Annotated in this window: 17 protein-coding genes; 8 read left to right on the top strand and 9 right to left on the bottom strand. The window is 71.7% G+C overall.

Going from position 1 to position 18,603, the window contains the following annotated elements:
- Nucleotides 1–7 precede the first annotated feature (7 nt).
- Entirely contained in the window at nt 8–1,834 is a 1,827-nt protein-coding gene (locus ACFY0P_RS23015) for an AMP-dependent synthetase/ligase (RefSeq protein WP_388916041.1), read from the bottom strand.
- Nucleotides 1,835–2,225: 391 nt separating this feature from the next.
- Here ACFY0P_RS23015 and ACFY0P_RS23010 point away from each other — a divergent pair, with 391 nt between their 5' ends.
- Nucleotides 2,226–3,206 carry an Lrp/AsnC family transcriptional regulator gene (locus tag ACFY0P_RS23010; RefSeq protein ID WP_388916037.1) on the top strand — a complete coding sequence of 327 codons (981 nt, stop codon included), beginning with the start codon at nt 2,226–2,228 and terminating at the stop codon, nt 3,204–3,206.
- An 85-nt stretch (nt 3,207–3,291) separates the two neighbouring features.
- Here the strand turns inward: ACFY0P_RS23010 and ACFY0P_RS23005 are convergent, their stop codons facing one another.
- Nucleotides 3,292–4,155, bottom strand: a complete 864-nt coding sequence (locus ACFY0P_RS23005) for a LysR substrate-binding domain-containing protein (RefSeq protein ID WP_388916035.1) — start codon at nt 4,153–4,155, stop codon at nt 3,292–3,294.
- Between the two features lie 159 nt (nt 4,156–4,314).
- Between ACFY0P_RS23005 and ACFY0P_RS23000 the strand changes: the two genes are divergently transcribed.
- Nucleotides 4,315–5,364, top strand: a complete 1,050-nt coding sequence (locus ACFY0P_RS23000; RefSeq protein WP_388916032.1) for a bile acid:sodium symporter family protein — start codon at nt 4,315–4,317, stop codon at nt 5,362–5,364.
- A gap of 12 nt (nt 5,365–5,376) precedes the next feature.
- On the opposite strand, the gene ACFY0P_RS22995 is transcribed toward ACFY0P_RS23000, so the two are convergent.
- On the bottom strand, nt 5,377–6,294 hold the full coding sequence (locus ACFY0P_RS22995; RefSeq protein ID WP_388916029.1) for a zinc-binding alcohol dehydrogenase family protein: 918 nt from the start codon (nt 6,292–6,294) through the stop codon (nt 5,377–5,379).
- 136 nt (nt 6,295–6,430) lie between these two features.
- Here ACFY0P_RS22995 and ACFY0P_RS22990 point away from each other — a divergent pair, with 136 nt between their 5' ends.
- Complete coding sequence (locus ACFY0P_RS22990; protein WP_388916026.1) at nt 6,431–6,871, top strand: MarR family winged helix-turn-helix transcriptional regulator; 441 nt, start codon at nt 6,431–6,433, stop codon at nt 6,869–6,871.
- Between the two features lie 16 nt (nt 6,872–6,887).
- On the top strand, nt 6,888–7,415 hold the full coding sequence (locus ACFY0P_RS22985; RefSeq protein WP_388916023.1) for an isochorismatase family protein: 528 nt from the start codon (nt 6,888–6,890) through the stop codon (nt 7,413–7,415).
- 12 nt (nt 7,416–7,427) lie between these two features.
- Here ACFY0P_RS22985 and ACFY0P_RS22980 read toward each other — a convergent pair whose 3' ends face one another.
- On the bottom strand, nt 7,428–8,147 hold the full coding sequence (locus ACFY0P_RS22980) for an SDR family oxidoreductase (RefSeq protein ID WP_388916020.1): 720 nt from the start codon (nt 8,145–8,147) through the stop codon (nt 7,428–7,430).
- 137 nt (nt 8,148–8,284) lie between these two features.
- Between ACFY0P_RS22980 and ACFY0P_RS22975 the strand changes: the two genes are divergently transcribed.
- On the top strand, nt 8,285–9,115 hold the full coding sequence (locus ACFY0P_RS22975) for a LysR family transcriptional regulator (protein WP_388916017.1): 831 nt from the start codon (nt 8,285–8,287) through the stop codon (nt 9,113–9,115).
- 254 nt (nt 9,116–9,369) lie between these two features.
- Here the strand turns inward: ACFY0P_RS22975 and fdhD are convergent, their stop codons facing one another.
- From fdhD to ACFY0P_RS22950, 5 genes are read right to left on the bottom strand one after another with little or no spacing between them, the layout of a single operon-like run.
- Nucleotides 9,370–10,218 (bottom strand): formate dehydrogenase accessory sulfurtransferase FdhD, encoded by an 849-nt coding sequence (gene fdhD / locus ACFY0P_RS22970; protein ID WP_388916014.1) that lies wholly within the window; start codon nt 10,216–10,218, stop codon nt 9,370–9,372.
- A gap of 7 nt (nt 10,219–10,225) precedes the next feature.
- The gene (locus ACFY0P_RS22965) at nt 10,226–11,086 is read right to left on the bottom strand and encodes a 2Fe-2S iron-sulfur cluster-binding protein (protein WP_388916011.1); all 861 of its coding nucleotides are present in this window, start codon (nt 11,084–11,086) and stop codon (nt 10,226–10,228) included.
- Nucleotides 11,083–12,900, bottom strand: a complete 1,818-nt coding sequence (locus ACFY0P_RS22960) for an NADH-ubiquinone oxidoreductase-F iron-sulfur binding region domain-containing protein (RefSeq protein ID WP_388916008.1) — start codon at nt 12,898–12,900, stop codon at nt 11,083–11,085. The genes ACFY0P_RS22965 and ACFY0P_RS22960 overlap by 4 nt, the downstream gene beginning before the upstream one ends.
- A 4-nt stretch (nt 12,901–12,904) precedes the next feature.
- Nucleotides 12,905–14,851: a molybdopterin oxidoreductase family protein gene (locus tag ACFY0P_RS22955; protein ID WP_388916005.1), complete on the bottom strand. Its 1,947-nt coding sequence runs from the start codon at nt 14,849–14,851 to the stop codon at nt 12,905–12,907.
- Nucleotides 14,848–15,819, bottom strand: a complete 972-nt coding sequence (locus ACFY0P_RS22950; protein ID WP_388916002.1) for a 2-dehydropantoate 2-reductase — start codon at nt 15,817–15,819, stop codon at nt 14,848–14,850. Before ACFY0P_RS22950 ends, ACFY0P_RS22955 begins: the two co-directional genes overlap by 4 nt.
- Before the next feature lie 212 nt (nt 15,820–16,031).
- On the opposite strand from ACFY0P_RS22950, the gene ACFY0P_RS22945 reads away from it, so the two are divergent.
- The 3 genes from ACFY0P_RS22945 to ACFY0P_RS22935 all read left to right on the top strand — a co-directional run bounded on the left by ACFY0P_RS22945 (nt 16,032) and on the right by ACFY0P_RS22935 (nt 18,564).
- Entirely contained in the window at nt 16,032–17,360 is a 1,329-nt protein-coding gene (locus ACFY0P_RS22945) for an OFA family MFS transporter (protein ID WP_388915999.1), read from the top strand.
- Nucleotides 17,335–17,469 (top strand): hypothetical protein, encoded by a 135-nt coding sequence (locus ACFY0P_RS22940; RefSeq protein WP_256215692.1) that lies wholly within the window; start codon nt 17,335–17,337, stop codon nt 17,467–17,469. Before ACFY0P_RS22945 ends, ACFY0P_RS22940 begins: the two co-directional genes overlap by 26 nt.
- A 147-nt stretch (nt 17,470–17,616) precedes the next feature.
- Nucleotides 17,617–18,564, top strand: coding sequence for a beta-ketoacyl-ACP synthase III (locus tag ACFY0P_RS22935; RefSeq protein WP_388915997.1), 948 nt, complete (start codon nt 17,617–17,619; stop codon nt 18,562–18,564).
- Nucleotides 18,565–18,603 lie beyond the last annotated feature (39 nt).

Here is an 18,603-nt window from a genome sequence, read left to right as displayed (position 1 = left end):
CGGGGCGTCAGGCCCGGTACAGGGCCTCGACCTCGTTGGCGTAGGCGTTCTCGATCGCCTTGCGCTTCAGCTTCAACGACGGGGTCAGCAAGCCGTGTTCCTCGGTGAACGGCTGGGCGAGGATACGGAACGTACGGATCGACTCGGCCTGCGAGACCAGGGTGTTGGCGGCCACCACCGCGCGCCGCACCTCGGTCTCCAGGTCGGCGTCCCGCACCAGCTGGGCGGCGGACATCTGGGGCTTGCCGCGCATGGTGAGCCAGTGCTCGACCGCCTCGGTGTCGAGGGTGACCAGGGCGGCGATGTAGGGCCGGTCGTTGCCGACGACGATGCACTGGTTGACCAGCGGATGGTCGCGGACCCGCTCCTCCAGGACACCGGGGGAGACGCTCTTGCCGCCGGAGGTCACGAGGATCTCCTTCTTGCGGCCGGTGATCGTCAGGTAGCCGTCCTCGTCCAGGGAGCCCAGGTCGCCGGTGGCCAGCCAGCCGTCGTGCAGGGTGGCGTCGGTGGCCTTCTGGTTGTTCAGGTAGCCCTGGAAGACGTTGCCGCCGTGCAGCCAGATCTCCCCGTCGTCCGCGATGTGCACGGTGGTGCCGGGGATGGCCTGGCCGACCGTGCCGTACCGGGTGCGCTCGGGCGGGTTGGCGGTGGCGGCCGCCGTCGACTCGGTCAGGCCGTAGCCCTCGTAGATCTGCACGCCCGCGCCGGCGAAGAACAGGCCGAGCCGGCGGTCCATGGCCGAGCCGCCGGACATGGCGTTGCGGATCCTGCCGCCCATCGCCGTGCGCACCTTGGCGTAGACGAGCTTGTCGAAGAGCTGGTGCTGCATGCGCAGCGACGCCGACGGGCCGGGACCGGTGCCCCAGGCCTTCGCCTCGACGGCGTCCGCGTACTTCACCGCGATCTCGACCGCCTTCTCGAACGGCCCGCCCTTGCCGTCCTTCTCCGCCTTGCGCCGGGCCGCGTTGAACACCTTCTCGAAGATGTACGGCACGGCGAGGATGAACGTCGGCCGGAACGCGGCCAGGTCGGGCAGGAGCGCGGCCGCGTGCAGCTGCGGCTGGTGGCCGAAGCGGACCCCGTGCCGGATCGCCGCCACCTCCACCATGCGCCCGAAGACGTGCGCCAGCGGCAGGAAGAGCAGGGTGGAGACCTCCTCGCCCTTCTTCGCGCGGAACACCGACTCCCAGCGGGCGACGACCGTGTCCGCCTCGTACATGAAGTTCCCGTGCGACAGGACGCAGCCCTTGGGGCGGCCCGTGGTGCCCGAGGTGTAGATGATCGTGGCCACCGAGTCGGGCGTGACCGCCTGCCGGTGCCGCTGCACCACCTCGTCGTCGAGGTGCGCGCCCGCGTCGTACAACTCCTGCACCGCGCCCTCGTCCAGCTGCCACAGCTGGCGCAGCTGCGGCAACCGGTCGATGACGGTGGCGATCGTCATCGCGTGGTCCTCGTGCTCCACGACCGCCGCCGTGCACTCGGCGTCGTACAGCATCCAGAAGCACTGCTCCGCCGACGAGGTCGGGTAGACCGGCACCACCTGGGCGCCGATCGTCCACAGCGCGAAGTCGAACAGCGTCCACTCGTAGCGGGTGCGGGACATGATCGCGACCCGGTCGCCGAACCGGATGCCACGGGCGAGGAGCCCCTTGGCGAGAGCGAGGACCTCGTCGCGGAACTCGGCGGCGGTCACATCACGCCACTGGCCGAGCTCGTCCTTGCGGCCCAGCGCGACGTGCAGCGGGTTCGTCTGGGCATGCTCGAACACACTGTCGGCCAGACCGCCGACCGGCGGTGCCGACGCCAACGGCGGGTTGGTGAACTCGCGCAAACCCCGCTCCCCGCTCCTCGCTCCACAGTGACGGCAGTGACGCTCCGCACAGCGCCGTGAAAGCTACCCCACCGGAAGTCCGTTCGGGAGGGGGTGCGAAAACGAGCATTGCTCTCGTATGGTCGCGCGCACGTCTGAAAAATACGCCCACATGGGGAAGGGGCGGACAGAATCCTTACGGTTCAGTAAGTTCCGGCTCCGTAATCTCCACGGAATCTGTACGACCCGGTTACGGCCTCCGGCCGGTTACTCACCGGTCAGGGGCGGGGGTCCGCGGTCCCCTCTCAGGACAGCGCCGACGTGGCCGATTCCGTCACTCCGTCCCTCCCGCCGCGCGTACGGTTCAGCTCGGCGAGAGCCGGCCGTGCGGCGGAACCCGACGGGAGTGGTCATGCTGGAGCTGGAATCCGACACGCTGGACCCGTTGGACGTGCAGTTGCTCAGCGCGCTGGAGGTCGACGGCCGCGCCTCCTTCAGCCGGATCGCCGCCGTGCTCGGCGTCTCCGACCAGACCATCGCCCGCCGCTACCGGCGGCTGTGCGCCGAGGCCGGGCTGCGGGTCGTCGCGGTCCGCGACGCCGAACGGCTCGGCCAGGACCAGTGGATGCTCCGGCTGCGCTGCGCGCCCGACGGCGCCACCGTCATCGCCGACGCGCTCGCCAAACGCCCCGACACCGCCTGGATCGGCTTGGCCTCCGGAGGTACGGAGATCGCCTGCATGACCCGGCCGCGCCATCCCGGCGACCACGACGACCTGCTGCTCGGCAAGCTGCCGCGCACCCCGAGCGTGGTGGAGATCCGCGCGCAGCAACTCCTGCACCGGTTCTACGGGGGACCGACCGGGTGGGTGCGGAAGTTCCGGGCGCTCTCGCAGGAGCAGGCGGCGGCGCTGCGGCCGGCACCGCCGGAAGCGGACGCGCCCGCGCGGCTGGAGCCGGAGGACGCGCCGCTGCTCGCCGCGCTGGAGCGGGACGGGCGGGCGACGTATCCGGAGTTGCAGCGGGCAACAGGGCGGTCCGAGTCGTCGGTGAAGCGGCGGCTGGCCGCGCTCATCGGCTCCGGGGCGGTGTACATCGACGTGGAGTACCGGTCCGAGGTACTGGGATTCTCGAAGTCCGCGGTGTTGTGGATCACCACCACACCGGCCGCGATGCACTCCGTGGGGCAGGCGCTGGCGGCCCATGACGAGGTGGCGTTTGCTGCGGCTACCGCCGGGCCGTCGCATGTCGTGGTGACGGCGGTGCTGCGGGACACGGCGCACCTGTACGCGTACCTGAGCGGGCCCGTGGGGCGGCTGGCGGGGGTGCAGCATGTGGAGGCCATGCCGTTTTTGCGCCGTGTGAAGCAGCTGACGTATGTGGGGCCGTTTTGAATGTGCAGGCCGGTGGGGGCTTGTCGTCCCGCGCGGCGGCAGCCGCACACCGACTCGGCCCAGCGCCCCTTTCGGGGCGCTGCGGCTAGGGGCGTCTCAGGCGTGCTCCGCTGGTCAGGATCGCGGCCGCCAGTGCGTCTGCCGCCGACTGGGCCGGTGAGCGTCGCGGGCCGTGCACCAGGACGAAGTCCACCTTGCCCAGTTCCGGCAGTCCCGCCCGGTCCGGGACGCGGAACAGGCCCGGGGGGATCAGGCCCCTGGAATGGGCCATCACGCCCAGGCCGGCCTGTGCCGCCGCGAGCAGGCCGTTGAGGCTGCCGCTCGTGCAGACGATGCGCCAGTCGCGGCCCTGACGCTCCAGTGCCTCCAGGGCCAGGGCGCGGGTGATGCCCGGCGGGGGATAGACGATCAGCGGGACCGGCCGGGCGGGGTCCAGGCGGAGCCGTTCCGCGCCGATCCACACCAGGTCGTCGTGCCAGACCAGCTCGCCGAGCGGATCCTCGGCGCGCCGCTTGGCCAGGACCAGATCCAGCTTCCCGGCGGCCAGCTGCTCGTGCAGGGTGCCCGAGAGCTCCACCGTCAGTTCGAGGTCGACCTCGGGGTGGTCGTGGCGGAAGCCCTCCAGGATCTCCGGCAGCCGGGTGAGGACGAAGTCCTCCGACGCGCCGAAGCGGAGCCGGCCGCGCACCCGGGTACCGGTGAAGAAGGCCGTCGCCTGCTCGTGCACCTCCAGGATCCGGCGGGCGAACCCGAGCATCGCCTCGCCGTCCTCGGTGAGCTCCACGGAGTGCGTGTCCCGGGAGAACAGCTGGCGGCCGGCCGCGTCCTCCAGGCGGCGCACGTGCTGGCTCACCGTGGACTGGCGCAGCCCGAGCCGCCGGGCGGCCTGGGTGAAGCTGAGCGTCTGGGCCACCGCCAGGAAGGTGCGCAGCTGCGAGGGGTCGTACACTCGAACATGTTATCGCGGAACATGATGGCAGTGAGAGCGGTATACCGGATTCCCGATCAAGTGTCGGGGGAGGACGATGGAGGGGGCCCTTCCGGCCCCGGCGAGAACCCGGCCGCAACCGCCGGCACGACACCCTGACCGACCCGCAAGTGGAGCACCGTGAAACGCCTGAGCTGGCCCAGTTGGATGCCGATCGACCCGTACGTCCTGCTGCTGCTCGGGACGGTATGCCTCGCCGCGCTCCTTCCGGCCCGGGACACGGCCGCCGACGTGGCCTCCGGTGCCTCCACGGCCGCGATCGCCTTCCTCTTCTTCCTCTACGGCGCCCGCCTGTCCACCCGCGAGGCCGTCGACGGGCTGCGGCACTGGCGGCTCCATGTCACGGTCCTGGTCTGCACCTTCGTGATCTTCCCGGTGCTCGGCATGGCGGCTCGCGGACTGGTGCCGGTCCTGCTCACCCATCCGCTCTACCAGGGCCTCCTGTTCCTGACCCTGGTGCCCTCCACCATCCAGTCGTCGATCGCCTTCACCTCCATCGCGCGCGGCAACGTGCCGGCCGCGATCTGCGCGGGTTCCTTCTCCTCGCTGGTCGGCATCGTCCTCACCCCGCTGCTCGCCGCCGCGCTCCTCGGCAACAGCGGAGGCGGGTTCTCCGCCGACTCGATCGTCAAGATCGTGCTCCAGCTGCTGGTGCCGTTCGTCGCCGGGCAGCTGCTGCGCCGGTGGATCGGCGACTTCATCGCCCGGCACAAGAAGATCCTCGGCCTGGTCGACCGCGGCTCCATCCTGCTCGTCGTCTACACCGCGTTCAGCGAGGGCATGGTCCGGGGCATCTGGCACCAGGTCAGCGCGGTGCGGCTGGCCGGGCTCCTCGCCGTCGAGGCCGTGCTGCTGGCCGTGATGCTCCTCCTGACCTGGTACGGCGCCAAGGCGCTCGGCTTCGGCCGCGGGGACCGGATCGCCATCCAGTTCGCCGGGTCGAAGAAGTCCCTCGCCTCCGGGCTGCCGATGGCCAGCGTCCTGTTCGGCGCCCACGCCTCGCTGGCCGTGCTGCCGCTGATGCTCTTCCACCAGATGCAGCTCATGGTGTGCGCGGTCATCGCCAAGCGCCGCGCCCACGACCCGGAGGCCCAGGAGGAGGCCGCGTCCCCGCCCGCCCCGGCGGCGCAGTCGCGTCCGGCGGTCGGCACGGGGACGACCGGCCGCTGAACCCCACCCCCATCAGGGGATCAGCACGACCTTGCCCATATTTGCCCTGGTCTCGACCGCCCGGTGCGCCTGTGCCGCCTCCGTGAGCGCGAACTCCCCGTGCACGGCGGGCCGCACGGCGCCCTCCGCGAACAGTCGCCACAGCTCCTGACGCCACTCCTCGTACAGTGCCGGCCGCTCGCGGGCGATGCGGGCCATCTGGAATCCGGTGACCGACTTGGCGCCGGCCAGCAGGTCGTACGCCCGGACGGTGCCGCCGCCCGAGCTGTACGCCACCAGCCGGCCGCCCGGGGCCAGTGCCGCGACGGCCGGGGTGAGCAGGTCACCGCCGACCGCGTCCAGCACGTAGTCGGCCGGGGCGCCCCAGTCGCCGTCGGCGTACGTCACCACCGTGTCGGCGCCCAGCGAGCGGACGAAGGGCGCCTTGGCCGGGTCGGAGACGGCGCCGACCACCCGGCCCGCGCCCCGCACGCCTGCGAGCTGGACGGCGAGGTGGCCGACGCCGCTCGCCGCCGCCGTGAGCAGAGCCGTCTCGCCCGGTTCGGGGCGGGCCGCCGTCAGGGCGCCGAGGGCGACCAGGCCACTGCGGACCAGGGCGACCGCCTCGACGGCGGACGCGGCGGCGGGGACCGCGGTGGCCATCGTCTCCTGCAGCAGGGCGAAGTCGGCATAGCCGTGGCCGAAGCACAGGCCCGTGACCCGATCGCCGGTGCGGAAGCGGGTGACGCCCGCGCCGGCCGCCAGCACCTCGCCGGCGATCTCACCGCCCAGCGGAATCGGCTCCGGGGCCTCGGTCACCTTGCGGACCACCGGCAGCGTGACCCCGACCGCCTCGCACCGGACGAGCAGCTCTCCGGGGCCGGGTTCGGGGACGGGGGCCTCCTCCAGGAACAGAGGGCCGCCGGTGGACTCGTACCGGACGCGACGCATCGCACCTCCGAAGCACACAGATGTCGTTGGGAACCCCAATGATATAGGGAAGTCATTGGGGAGTCCAATGGTTTCCCGCGGCGAAACGCCACGAGGCCATTGGAGTCCCCAACGATTTCTTCGCTACGCTGCCCCCATGTCAGAAGCACCCCTCCCCGCCATCCGCTCCCTGCCCAGCTGGCTGCTCGGGCGGGCCGCCGCCCGAGGCCGGGCCCTCGTCGCCGAGGCGCTCGCGGAACACGGCATGCGGATGTGGCACCACGTGGTGCTCTCCGCCGTCCGCGACCTCGCCCCGGTCGCCCAGGCCGACCTCGGCCGGTCCGTGTCCCTCGACCCCAAGGACCTGGTCGGCATCCTCAACGACCTCCAGGCCGCCGGACTCGTCGTCCGCGCACCCGACCCCGCCGACCGCCGGAAGAACGCGGTCTCCCTCACGGAAGAGGGCGACCGCCTCCTCGGCCGCTGCGAACAGGCGGCCCGCGAGGCCAACGCCACGCTGCTCGCCCCGCTGTCGGCCGCCGAACGCGACCAGTTCACGGACCTGTTGATCCGGATTTCCGGTACGGACGGCTCATGACGGCTAACGTTCCGTCATGACCGCACCCCTCGCACTCGATCCGGCGCACACCGCCCTCGTCCTCGTCGACCTGATGGACCGCATCGTCGCGCTGCCCCTGGAGCCCCGCAAAGGCACCGAAGTCCTGCACACCGCCGAGGAGCTGGCCCGCGCCTTCCGCGCCGCCGGCGCTCCCGTGGTGCTGATCCGCGTCGAACGGCCCTCCCTCGCCGAGCAGCCGCCGGGCAGCGGACTCGTCGCCGGACTGAGGAAGGAAGGGGACGTGGAGGTCGTCAAGCGGACGATCGGCGGCTTCCAGGGCACGGACCTCGACGCCCGGCTCCGCGCGCTCGGCGTCACCCGGCTGGTGTTCGGCGGCATCGCCACCAACCTCGGCGTCGAGTCCACCGCCCGCGCCGCCGCCGACCTCGGCTACGACCTGGTCTTCGTCGAGGACGCCATGGCCGCCCTCACCGGCCCCGAGCACGAGGCGTCCGTCCGGCTCGACTTCCCGCGCCTCGGCACGGTCGTGACCGCAGCCGACGTCCGCCTCACCGCCGGCTGACCGCCCGGTCGCTCAGACCAGCGTCCCGCCCCCGTCCACGACCACCACCGAGCCGGTGCTGTACCCCCCACGCATCAGGTACAGGTACGCCTCGGCCACATCCGCCGGTTCGCCCATCCGTCCCACCGGCAGCGACTCGGCGGACGACCGGAACAGCTCCTCCCGGACCTCCTCCGGCAGCCCCCGCCACAGCTCCGTCCGCACCACCCCCGGCGAGACCACGTTGACCCGCACCGGCGCCAGCTCCACGGCCAGCGCCCGGGTCAGCGACTCCATCGCCCCGCACAGCGCCGACGCGACACTCGAACCGGGCATGGGCCGGCGCCCTGCGGTACCCGTGGTCAGCACCACCGACCCACCCGGCCGGACCGACCCGGCGCCGTACTTCACCGCCGCGTACGCACCCCACAGCCGGGTGTCCAGGAAGCTCCGGGCCGCCGCGATGTCCGTCTCGGCCAGCGTCTCCAGCAGGATCGAGTCACCCGCCGTGTACACGAGGTGGTCGTACGCCCCGATCCTCGCGAAGAAGCCGCGCACCGCGGCCTCGTCCGCGGCGTCCAGCACCTGCCCCTCGGCGTCCTCCGGCAGCACCTTCAGTGCCGCGTCGACACTCTCCTGCCGCCGCGACGCGACGACCACCTGCGCGCCCTCCCGTGCCGCGCCCTCGGCGACCGCGAGGCCGATACCAGAGGTGCCCCCGATGACGACGACACGCTGTCCCTGCAGACCCATGGCTGATCCCTTTCCAAGCCGGTGTTCCGTCCCGTTCGGACGTCTCCAGCCTGCGGTCCCGCGGCATCGGCCGTCCAAGACCTCTTTCGGCGCCGGCGATACCCTGAAGACATCGCCGTCTGGAAGGAGCCGCGGTCATGGACCTGGATCTGCGCAAGGTCCGCTACTTCGCGGCGGTCGCCGAACTCCTCCACTTCGGCCGGGCGGCGGAGCGGCTGCACATCGCCCAGCCCGTGCTGAGCCGTCAGATCCGCGCCCTGGAGAAGGACTTGGGGGCCGAGCTGTTCGTACGGGACAGCCACGGCGTGACCCTGACCGACGCCGGGCGTCAACTCCTTGAAGACGCACGTCAGTTGCTGGCCCTCGCCGACGGCACCCGGCGCCGGGTCGTGCAGGCCGCACGCGGCCGGCGGCGCCTCGTCGTCGGCTTCCGCGCCGGCGTCGTGGTCACCGAGGCGCTGCGCGCCTTCAACGCCGGCCACCCGGACATCGAGGCGCGCGCCCGCCGGGTCGAGTGGGACGACCAGGAGCAGCTGATCCTCGACGGCACCGTCGACATCGCCTACGTACGGCTGCCCGTCCGCGAGGAGGGGCTCGAACTGCGCCCCCTGTACAGCGAGCCCCGCGTGGCCATGCTCCCGGACCGGCACCGGCTCGCCGGGAAGCAGGAGATCGCGCTCGCCGACCTCGACGGCGAGACGTGGCTGCGCTACAACGACCCCCGGCCCGGCGACCTGCCGCTGCGCACCATCGAGGAGAAGTTCGAGTGCGTGGCCGCCGGCACCGCCATCACGATGGTGCCCCGCTCGGCCGCCGAGCAGTACTCCCGCCCCGACATCGTCTACGTCCCGGTCGTCGACGCCGAACCGGACCGGGTGCTGCTGGCCTGGGCGGCGGGCCGCCGCTCCCCGCTGGTCGCCGCGTTTGCCGAGGCCGCGGCACGCGTCGCGGGCTCCGGCTCCGACTGAGGCGGGTCCTGCGGTGCCGGGGGCACCCGGATTGAGGCGCGGGTCCTGCGGTGCCGGGGGCACCCGGATTGAGGTGCGGGTCCTGCGGTGCCGGGGGCACCCGGATTGAGGCGCGGGTCCTGCGGTGCCGGGGGCACCCGGATTGAGGTGCGGGTCCTGCGGTGCCGGGGACGCCGGACTGAGGCGGGGCCCCTGCGGCGCAGGGGGCGCTCCCCGCCGGTCGGGGCCCCGCCGCCGTGCCGCGGGGAACCGGGTCAGCCCTGGGCGGCCGCGGCCCGCAGGGCGATGCGGTCCTCGCCCGCGTACACGTTCATGTTGCTGCCCCGCAGGAAGCCGACCAGGGTCAGCCCGGTCTCCGCCGCCAGGTCCACCGCCAGCGAGGACGGTGCGGAGACCGCCGCGAGCATCGGGATGCCCGCCATCACGGCCTTCTGCGCCAGCTCGAAGGAGGCCCGCCCGGAGACCAGCAGGATCGTCCGGGACAGCGGCAGGTCACCGTTCTGCAGGGCCCGGCCGACCAGCTTGTCCACCGCGTTGTGCCGGCCCACGTCCTCGCGGCTGTCCAGCAGCTCGCCGTCCTCGGTGAACAGGGCCGCCGCGTGCAGCCCCCCGGTCCGGTCGAAGACCCGCTGCGACGCGCGGAGCCGGTCGGGGAGGCTCGCGAGCAGCTCGGGCTCCACCCGGACCGGGGGAGTGTCGGCTATCGGCCAGCGGGCCGTCGTACGCACCGCGTCGAGGCTCGCCTTGCCGCACAGCCCGCAGGACGAGGACGTGTAGACGTTCCGCTCCAGGGTGAAGTCGGGGAGCTCGACGCCCGGCGCGGTCCGCACGTCGACCACGTTGTAGGTGTTGGACCCGTCGACCGTGGCGCCCGCGCAGTACACGATGTTCTGCAGGTCGCCGGCGGCCGCCAGCACTCCCTCGCTCACCAGGAACCCGGCCGCCAGCGCGAAGTCGTCGCCGGGCGTGCGCATGGTGATGGCGAGGGGTTTCCCGTTGAGTCTGATCTCCAGCGGTTCCTCTGCGACGAGCGTGTCCGGCCGGGCGGAGACCGCTCCGTCGCGGATGCGGATGACCTTGCGTCGTTCCGTGACACGTCCCATGTCCTGATCAGCCCCGGTTCTGTACGTGCTGGTAGCCGAAACGGCCCTTGATGCAGAGATTGCCGTGGGTCACCGGGTTGTCGTGCGGCGAGGTGACCTTGACTATCTCATTGTCCTGCACGTGGAGCGTGAGGTTGCAGCCCACACCGCAGTACGCGCACACGGTGGTCGTCTCCGTCTGCCTGGACTCGTCCCAGGTACCCGCCGCCCGCATGTCGAACTCCGACTTGAACGACAGCGCCCCGGTGGGACACACCTCCACACAGTTCCCGCAGTAGACACAGGCCGAGTCGGTCAGCGGGGCGTCGTGCTCGACGGCGATCCGGGCGTCGAAGCCGCGCCCGGAGACAGAGATCGCGAAACTGTTCTGCCACTGGTCGCCGCAGGCGTCCACGCACTTGTAGCAGAGGATGCACTTGTCGTAGTCGCGCACGTACAGATCGTTGTCGACCCTGGGCTCCTCGTTCAGGCGGGCCGCGTCGGGGCCGAAGCGGTCCGGTTTCGCCTCGTACTCCTTGATCCACTCGGCGGCCCGCGGGGTCGTCGACAGGTCCACCGAGGAGGCCAGCAGCTCCAGGACGACTTTGCGGCTGTGCCGGACGCGTTCGCTGCCGGTGCGGACCACCATCCCGGGCTCGGCCTTCCGGGAGCAGGCGGGTACCAGGGTCCGGGCCCCCTCCACCTCCACCACGCACACCCGGCAGGCGTTCTTCGGGCGCAACGTGTCGCCCTCGCAGAGGGTGGGCACGTCCTTCCCGGCCGCCCGGCAGGCGTCCAGGATCGTCGAGCCCTCCGGGACCCGCGCCTGATCGCCGTCGATCGTGAACTCCAGCAGCCGGCGCGGGATCCCCAGCGGTGTCACGGTCATTCGTACGCCCCCAGACGGTCGATGGCGGATTCCACGGCGTTCCACGCGGTCTGGCCGAGACCGCAGATCGAGGCGTCCCGCATCGCCCGGCCGACCTCGCGCAGCAGCGCGACGTCCCCGGCCGCGTCGGCGCCGGTGCGCGCGACGATCCGGTGCAGCGCCTCCTCCTGCCGGACCGTCCCGACCCGGCAGGGCACGCACTGCCCGCAGGACTCGTCCCGGAAGAACCGGGCTATCCGGAGCAGGAGCCGGGGGAGGGGCACGGTGTCGTCGAAGGCCATGACCACACCCGAGCCGAGCGTGGTCCCGGCCTCCCGGGTGCCCTCGAAGGTGAGCGGGATCGCGAGTTCGTCCGGCCGTACGAAGCCGCCCGCGGCGCCGCCGAGCAGGACCGCCCGCAGGTTCTCCCGCACTCCGGCCAGTCGGAGGAGTTCGCCGAGCGTGGCGCCGAAGGGGAGTTCGTAGATGCCGGGGCGGGCCACGCTCCCCGACACGCAGAAGAGCTTCGGGCCGGTGGACTTCGCCGTGCCGATCGCCGCGTACGCCGGGGCGCCCATCGTCAGGATCGGCAGGACGTTGACCAGCGTCTCCACGTTGTTCTCGACCGTCGGCTTCCCGAACAGCCCCTTCTCCACCGGGAACGGCGGCTTCGAGCGCGGCTCGCCCCGGTACCCCTCGATGGAGTTGAACAGCGCCGTCTCCTCACCGCAGATGTACGCCCCGGCACCGCGCCGGATCTCGATGTCGAAGGCGAAGCCCTGCCCGAGGACGTCGTCGCCGAGGAAGCCCCGGGCGCGGGCCTGGTCGATCGCGTGCCGGAGGCGGCGGGTCGCCCGCGGGTACTCGCCGCGGAGGTAGACGAAGCCCCGGTGCGCGCCGATCGCGTACGCCGCGATCGTCATCGCCTCCACCAGGGAGTACGGATCGCCCTCCATGATCACGCGGTCCTTGAAGGTGCCCGGCTCCGATTCGTCGGCGTTGCAGACCAGGTAGTGCGGGTGGTCGGGCTGGGACGCCGTGGCCTGCCACTTGCGGCCGGTGGGGAAGGCGGCTCCGCCGCGCCCGACCAGACCCGAGTCGGTGACCTCGCGGATGACCCCGGCCGGACCGAGCCCGAAGGCGTGCCGCAGAGCGGTGTAGCCGCCGTTCGCCCGGTAGTCGTCGAGCGAGGCCGGGTCGACCACGCCCACCCGCCGCAACAGGGTCAGGCCTTCGTGCCCCGCCTGGGGTACGGCGGTCGCGGCCGGCGGCTCCTCCGGCGCCGAGTCGGGCGCGGTCGCCGCGAGGACGGCCGTCTCCACCGTCGCCGGGGCCGCCACCGCCGTACGCACGGGATCCCCGGCCCGGATCGCGAGGGCCGCCGGGGCCCGCTCGCACAGGCCCAGACAGGGGCTGCGCTCGACGTGCACCCCGGGACCGAGACCCTGCTCCACCCCGGCGCACAGTGCGGACGCGCCGGCCGCCGTGCACGCCAGGTCCGTGCAGACGTGCAGGACGGTCGCCGGGCGGGGTGTGACGGAGAACATCGCGTAGAAGGTGGCGACCCCGTACGCCTCGGCCGGGGGGACGGTCAGGCGGCGGCACAGGTAGCCGAGGGCGCCCTCGCTGATCCAGCCGACCCGGTCGTTGATCGCGTGCAGCCCCGGCAGCAGCAGGTCGCGGCGGTCGCGGGCCGCGCGGCCGCCGCGCGCCCACCGCAGGTCCGCGTCGGAACGGTCGGCGCCCTCCCAGGAGGACTCCGGAGGGCCCAACAGGGCGTCGACGGCGGCGCGTTCGTCGTCCGTCGGTTTGCTGTCGCCGAAGTGCAGGTCCACTTGGTCACCTCACGATGGTCGCGACCGGGAGCTTCTCGATACGGATCGCCGACGCCTTGAACTCCGCCGTCCCCGCGATCGGGCAGTTCGCCTCGATCGTCAGCTGGTTGGTGTCCACCTCGTCGGGAAAGTGCATGGTCATGAAGGCGAGACCGGGGCGCAGCGCCGTGTCGATCCAGACCGGGGCCACCACCGCGCCCCGTCGCGAGGAGACCCGGACCTCCTCGCCGACGGCCACCCCGAACCGTTCGGCGTCCTCCGGGCACAGCTCGATGTACTCGCCGCGCCGCAGCGGGGAGGCGTAACCGCCGCTCTGCACTCCGGTGTTGTAGGAGTCGAGCCGTCGCCCGGTGGTGAGCCGGATCGGGTACTCCTCGTCGGTGAGGTCGACCGGCGGATCGTGCCGGACCAGCCCGAACGGCGCCGGCACCCCGCGCCTCGCCGGGTCCGTCTCCCACAACCGGCCGTGCAGGTACGTCGGTTCGAGGTGCTCGGTGCTCGGGCACGGCCACTGGATGCCCTGGTGCTCGACGAGACGGTCGTACGTCATCCCGTAGTGGTCCGGGGAGACCGAGCGGAGTTCGTTCCAGACGGCCTCCGCGTCCTCGTACTTCCAGTCGTGGCCGAGCCGGACCGCCAGTTCGCAGATGATGTCGATGTCCTCGCGGGCCTCGCCGGGCGGGGTGACCGCACGGCGCACCCGCTGGACCCGGCGCTCGCTGTTGGTGGTCGTGCCCTCGGTCTCCGCCCAGCCGGCGGTCGCGGGCAGCACCACGTCGGCCAACTCGGCCGTCCTCGTGAGGAAGATGTCCTGGACGACCAGGAAGTCGAGCGCCCGCAGCCGTCGTACCGCCTGCTCGCTGTCGGCCTCCGACTGGGCCGGGTTCTCGCCGATGCAGTAGACCGCCTTGAGCGTGCCCTCCTCCATCGCCTCGAACATCTCGGTGAGGTTCAGCCCGTAGTGCGGCTGGATGACCGTGTCCCAGGCCGACTCGAACTTCAGCCGCGTCTCCGGGTCGAGGATGTCCTGGAAGCCGGGCAGGCGGTTGGGGATCGCGCCCATGTCACCGCCGCCCTGCACGTTGTTCTGACCGCGCAGCGGCTGCAACCCGGCGCCCCAGCGGCCGACCTGACCGGTGAGGAGGGAGAGGTTGATCAGGGCGCGGACGTTGTCGGTGCCGTTGTGGTGCTCGGTGATGCCGAGGGTCCAGCACAGCTGGGCGCGCTCGGCGCGGGCGTAGGCGTGCGCCAACTCCCGTATCGCGCGCGCCGGGACGCCCGTCACCTTCTCGGCGAGGGAGAGCGTCCACGGCTCGACGAGCGCCCGGTACTCCTCGAAGCCGGTGGTCGCCCGCTCGACGAACGCCTCGTTGACCAGCCCCGCGTGGATGATCTCCCGGCCGATCGCGTGCGCCATCGGGATGTCGGTGCCGACGTTCAGCCCGAGCCAGCTCTCCGCCCACTCGGCGGTGGAGGTGCGGCGCGGGTCGACGGCGTACATCCGGGCGCCGTTCCTGATCCCCTTCAGCACGTGCTGGAAGAAGATCGGGTGCGCGAAGCGGGCGTTGGAGCCCCACATCACGATGACGTCGGTGTGCTCGATCTCCTCGTACGAGGAGGTGCCGCCGCCGGAGCCGAAGGCGGCGCTCAGGCCGGCCACGCTCGGGGCGTGACACGTCCGGTTGCAGGAGTCGACGTTGTTGGTGCCCATCACCACCCGGGCGAACTTCTGCGCCACGTAGTTCATCTCGTTCGTGGCGCGGGCGCAGGAGAACATCCCGAACGCGTCCCGGTTGCGCTCCAGGCCGCGGGCCGCGCGGTCCAGGGCCTCCTCCCAGCTCGCCTGCCGGAAGGGCTCGTCGCGGGAGTCCCGGATCAGGGGGTGGGTGAGCCGGGTGTAGGCCTTCGGCTGCCTTTTCCGCGTACGGTTCGTGGGGCTCGTGCGGCTCATGCGGCGCTCCTCAGTGCGAGCAGGTCCGAGATGGCGTGCACGGTGCGCAGGGTGGGCACCTGCACGCCGGTGATCTCCGCCAGCTCGACGACGGCCGCGAGCAGGACGTCGAGTTCCAGCGGCTTGCCGCGCTCCAGGTCCTGGAGCGTGGAGGTGCGGTGGTCGCCGACCTTCTCGGCGCCCGCCAGCCGGCGTTCGATGGAGACCCCGACCTCGCAGCCGAGCGCCTCGGCGACGTCGAGCGTCTCGCGCATCATGATCTCGATGACCCGCCGGGTGCCGCCGTGCAGGCACATCTGCCGCATGGTGGCGCGGGCCAGCGCGCTGATCGGGTTGAAGGAGATGTTGCCGAGCAGCTTGAGCCAGATGTCGTTGCGCAGGTCGGGCTCCACCGGGCATTTCAGCCCGCCGGTCTGCATGGCCTCGCTGAACCGCAGACAGCGCTCGGACACGCTGCGGTCGGGCTCGCCGACCGAAAACCTGGTGCCCTCCAAGTGCCGTACCACGCCCGGGGCTTCGAGCTCGGTGGCGGCGTACACCACACAGCCGAGGGCGCGTTCGGGGGCGAGTACGGCGCTGACGGTGCCGTCCGGGTCGACGCTCTCGACACGGTGGCCGTCGTAGGGGCCGCCGTGCCGGTGGAAGTACCACCAGGGGATGCCGTTCTGGGCGGCGACCACCGCGGTCCGCCCGTGCAGCAGCGGCTCGATCAGCGGCCCGCACGCCGCGTACGAGTTGGCCTTCAGGCCCAGGAAGACGTAGTCGACCGGGCCGACCTCGGCCGGGTCGTCGGTGGCGTGGGCGTGCGCGGTGAAGTCGCCACGCGGGCTCAGCACCCGTACTCCGTACTGCCTCATGGCCGCCAGATGGGGTCCACGGGCGATGAGATGCACATCGGCGCCCGCGCGGTGGAGCGCGGCACCGACGTAGGCGCCGATCGCACCGGCGCCGAGGACTGCGACTTTCACGGAACACTCCGTTCGGTTTGAGGGATACCGCGGAGGTGGCTTCGGACTCGGCCTCGTCGAATGATGTCGACGAAATATTGTCTACAGTATGGAGTTGAGGGCGACAAGGGTTCGGACAGCGACCGTTCGGCGCATTCTGGATACCGTTCAACGCATACGATCGAGTCGTCGGGTTCTCAACCACCCTTGTGGGGCCCTACCGTCCGGGATTCATGAGCAGCCCCCCTGTAGCGCCGCCGGGCTGGAGCCGCTGGCTCGTCCCGCCCGCCGCCCTCTCCGTCCACCTCTCCATCGGCCAGGCCTACGCCTGGAGCGTGTTCAAGCCGCCGCTCGAATCCGCGCTGAACCTGAGCGGCACCGAGAGCGCGCTGCCCTTCCAGCTCGCGATCGTGATGCTCGGCCTGTCGGCCGCGTTCGGCGGCACCCTCGTCGAGCGCAACGGACCGCGCTGGGCCATGACGGTGGCCCTGATCTGCTTCTCCTCCGGCTTCCTGATCTCCGCCCTCGGCGCCGAGACCAAGCAGTACTGGCTGATCGTCCTCGGCTACGGGTTCGTCGGCGGCATCGGCCTCGGCATCGGCTACATCTCGCCGGTCTCCACGCTGATCAAGTGGTTCCCGGACCGCCCCGGCATGGCCACCGGCATCGCCATCATGGGCTTCGGCGGCGGCGCGCTGATCGCCTCGCCCTGGTCCGCGCAGATGCTCTCGTCCTTCGGCAGTGACAACGATGGCATCGCCCTCGCCTTCCTGGTGCACGGGCTGTCGTACGCCGTCTTCATGACCCTCGGCGTGCTCCTGATCCGCGTCCCGCGCACCGAGAAGCCCGTCGCGGACGCGCCGAGCCCCTTCGAGGGCGTGCAGGTCTCGGCGAACAGCGCGATCCGCACCCCGCAGTTCTGGTGCCTGTGGGTCGTGCTCTGCATGAACGTGACCGCCGGCATCGGCATCCTGGAGAAGGCCGCCCCGATGATCACGGACTTCTTCGCCGACAGCTCCACCCCGGTGTCGGCGTCCGCGGCGGCCGGGTTCGTCGCCCTGCTGTCCGCGGCCAACATGGCGGGCCGGATCGGCTGGTCGTCCACCTCCGACCTGATCGGCCGCAAGAACATCTACCGTGTCTACCTGGGCGTGGGTGCCGTGATGTACCTGCTCATCACCCTGTTCGGGGACTCGTCGAAACCCCTGTTCATCCTCTGCGCCCTGGTGATCCTCTCCTTCTACGGCGGCGGCTTCGCGACCGTCCCCGCCTACCTGAAGGACCTCTTCGGCACCTACCAGGTCGGCGCCATCCACGGCCGGCTGCTCACGGCCTGGTCCCTCGCCGGCGTGCTCGGGCCGCTGATCGTCAACTGGATCGCCGACCACCAGAAGGGCGCCGGCAAGCACGGCTCCGACCTCTACACGCTGTCCTTCGGCATCATGATCGGCCTGCTCGTCGTCGGTTTCGTCGCCAACGAGCTGGTCCGGCCCGTCCATGCCCGCCACCACATTCCCGCCCCGAGGGAGGCCGTCGATGTCGAACGAGAGCAGCCGGCCTGAGCCGGACCGCCGCTGGCTGATCGCCGTCGCCTGGGTCTGGGTGGGCGCGCCCTTCGCCTACGGGGTGTACGAACTCGTACAGAAAGCGACACAGCTGTTCAACGGGTGAGTCAGGAGAATGGTCGGGCGTCCGAGGGTCTGCAAGAAGCCGACAACTCGGGCGCCCGTTTCCTGTGGCCTCGCGTGCCGTCGTACCCGTGAGTCACTGAACAGACTGGTGGACCCACACCCAGGCAACGAGGGGGATCCACCACCCATGAACGGCTCGCGCATCGCCGCCGTCGGCCACTACCAGCCCGCCAGGGTACTCACCAACGAGGACCTGGCGGGCATGGTCGACACCAGTGACGAGTGGATCCGGAGCCGGGTGGGCATCGACACCCGGCACATCGCGGGCCCCGACGAACCCGTCGACGAGCTGGCCGCGCAGGCCGCGGCCAAGGCCCTCGCCGGGGCCGGTCTCACCCCCGCGGACATCGACCTGGTCCTGGTCGCCACCTCCACCGCGATCGACCGCTCGCCGAACATGGCCGCGCGCGTCGCCGCCCGGCTCGGCATCCCGCAGCCCGCCGCGATGGACGTCAACGTCGTGTGCGCCGGCTTCACCCACGCGCTCGCGACCGCCGACCACACCGTCCGGGCGGGCGCCGCCACCCGGGCGCTCGTCATCGGCGCCGACAAGATGTCCGAGGTGACGGACTGGACCGACCGCACGACGTGCGTCCTGGTCGGCGACGGGGCGGGCGCGGCCGTGGTCGAGGCGTGCGGGCCGGGCGAGGAGCCCGGCATCGGACCGGTCCTTTGGGGTTCCGTCCCCGAGATGAGCCACGCCGTGCGGATCGAGGGCACCCCGCCCCGGTTCGCGCAGGAGGGGCAGAGCGTCTACCGCTGGGCCACCACCCAGCTGCCGCCCATCGCCCGGCGTGCCTGCGAGAAGGCCGGGGTCGCCCCCGCCGACCTCGCGGCCGTCGTCCTGCACCAGGCCAACCTGCGGATCATCGAGCCGCTCGCGGCGAAGATCGGCGCGGTCAACGCGGTCGTCGCGCGGGACGTCACCGAGTCCGGGAACACGTCGGCGGCGAGCATTCCGCTCGCCCTCTCCAAGCTGGTCGAACAGGGACGGGTGTCGGGCGGCGACCCGGTCCTGCTCTTCGGCTTCGGCGGCAACCTGTCGTACGCGGGGCAGGTCGTGCGGTGCCCGTGAGAGCGCGTTCTGCGGTGTGACGTGGTCGACTCCCGCTTC

The sequence above is a fragment of the Streptomyces sp. NPDC001714 genome (genome assembly GCF_042892755.1).
Lineage (GTDB): Bacteria > Actinomycetota > Actinomycetes > Streptomycetales > Streptomycetaceae > Streptomyces.
Note: the sequence above shows the minus strand (reverse complement) of the source record. Positions and strands in the feature narration are given on the sequence as shown.

Coding starts and splice junctions, on each gene's coding strand:
- ACFY0P_RS23010 (WP_388916037.1), top strand. CDS start 2,226: ATGCTGGAGCTGGAATCCGACACGCTGGACCCGTTGGACGTGCAGTTG.
- ACFY0P_RS22975 (WP_388916017.1), top strand. CDS start 8,285: ATGGACCTGGATCTGCGCAAGGTCCGCTACTTCGCGGCGGTCGCCGAA.
- ACFY0P_RS22935 (WP_388915997.1), top strand. CDS start 17,617: ATGAACGGCTCGCGCATCGCCGCCGTCGGCCACTACCAGCCCGCCAGG.
- ACFY0P_RS22995 (WP_388916029.1), bottom strand. CDS start 6,294: ATGCGTCGCGTCCGGTACGAGTCCACCGGCGGCCCTCTGTTCCTGGAG.
- ACFY0P_RS22985 (WP_388916023.1), top strand. CDS start 6,888: ATGACCGCACCCCTCGCACTCGATCCGGCGCACACCGCCCTCGTCCTC.
- fdhD (WP_388916014.1), bottom strand. CDS start 10,218: ATGGGACGTGTCACGGAACGACGCAAGGTCATCCGCATCCGCGACGGA.
- ACFY0P_RS22980 (WP_388916020.1), bottom strand. CDS start 8,147: ATGGGTCTGCAGGGACAGCGTGTCGTCGTCATCGGGGGCACCTCTGGT.
- ACFY0P_RS22945 (WP_388915999.1), top strand. CDS start 16,032: ATGAGCAGCCCCCCTGTAGCGCCGCCGGGCTGGAGCCGCTGGCTCGTC.
- ACFY0P_RS22955 (WP_388916005.1), bottom strand. CDS start 14,851: ATGAGCCGCACGAGCCCCACGAACCGTACGCGGAAAAGGCAGCCGAAG.
- ACFY0P_RS22965 (WP_388916011.1), bottom strand. CDS start 11,086: ATGACCGTGACACCGCTGGGGATCCCGCGCCGGCTGCTGGAGTTCACG.
- ACFY0P_RS22990 (WP_388916026.1), top strand. CDS start 6,431: ATGTCAGAAGCACCCCTCCCCGCCATCCGCTCCCTGCCCAGCTGGCTG.
- ACFY0P_RS22940 (WP_256215692.1), top strand. CDS start 17,335: ATGTCGAACGAGAGCAGCCGGCCTGAGCCGGACCGCCGCTGGCTGATC.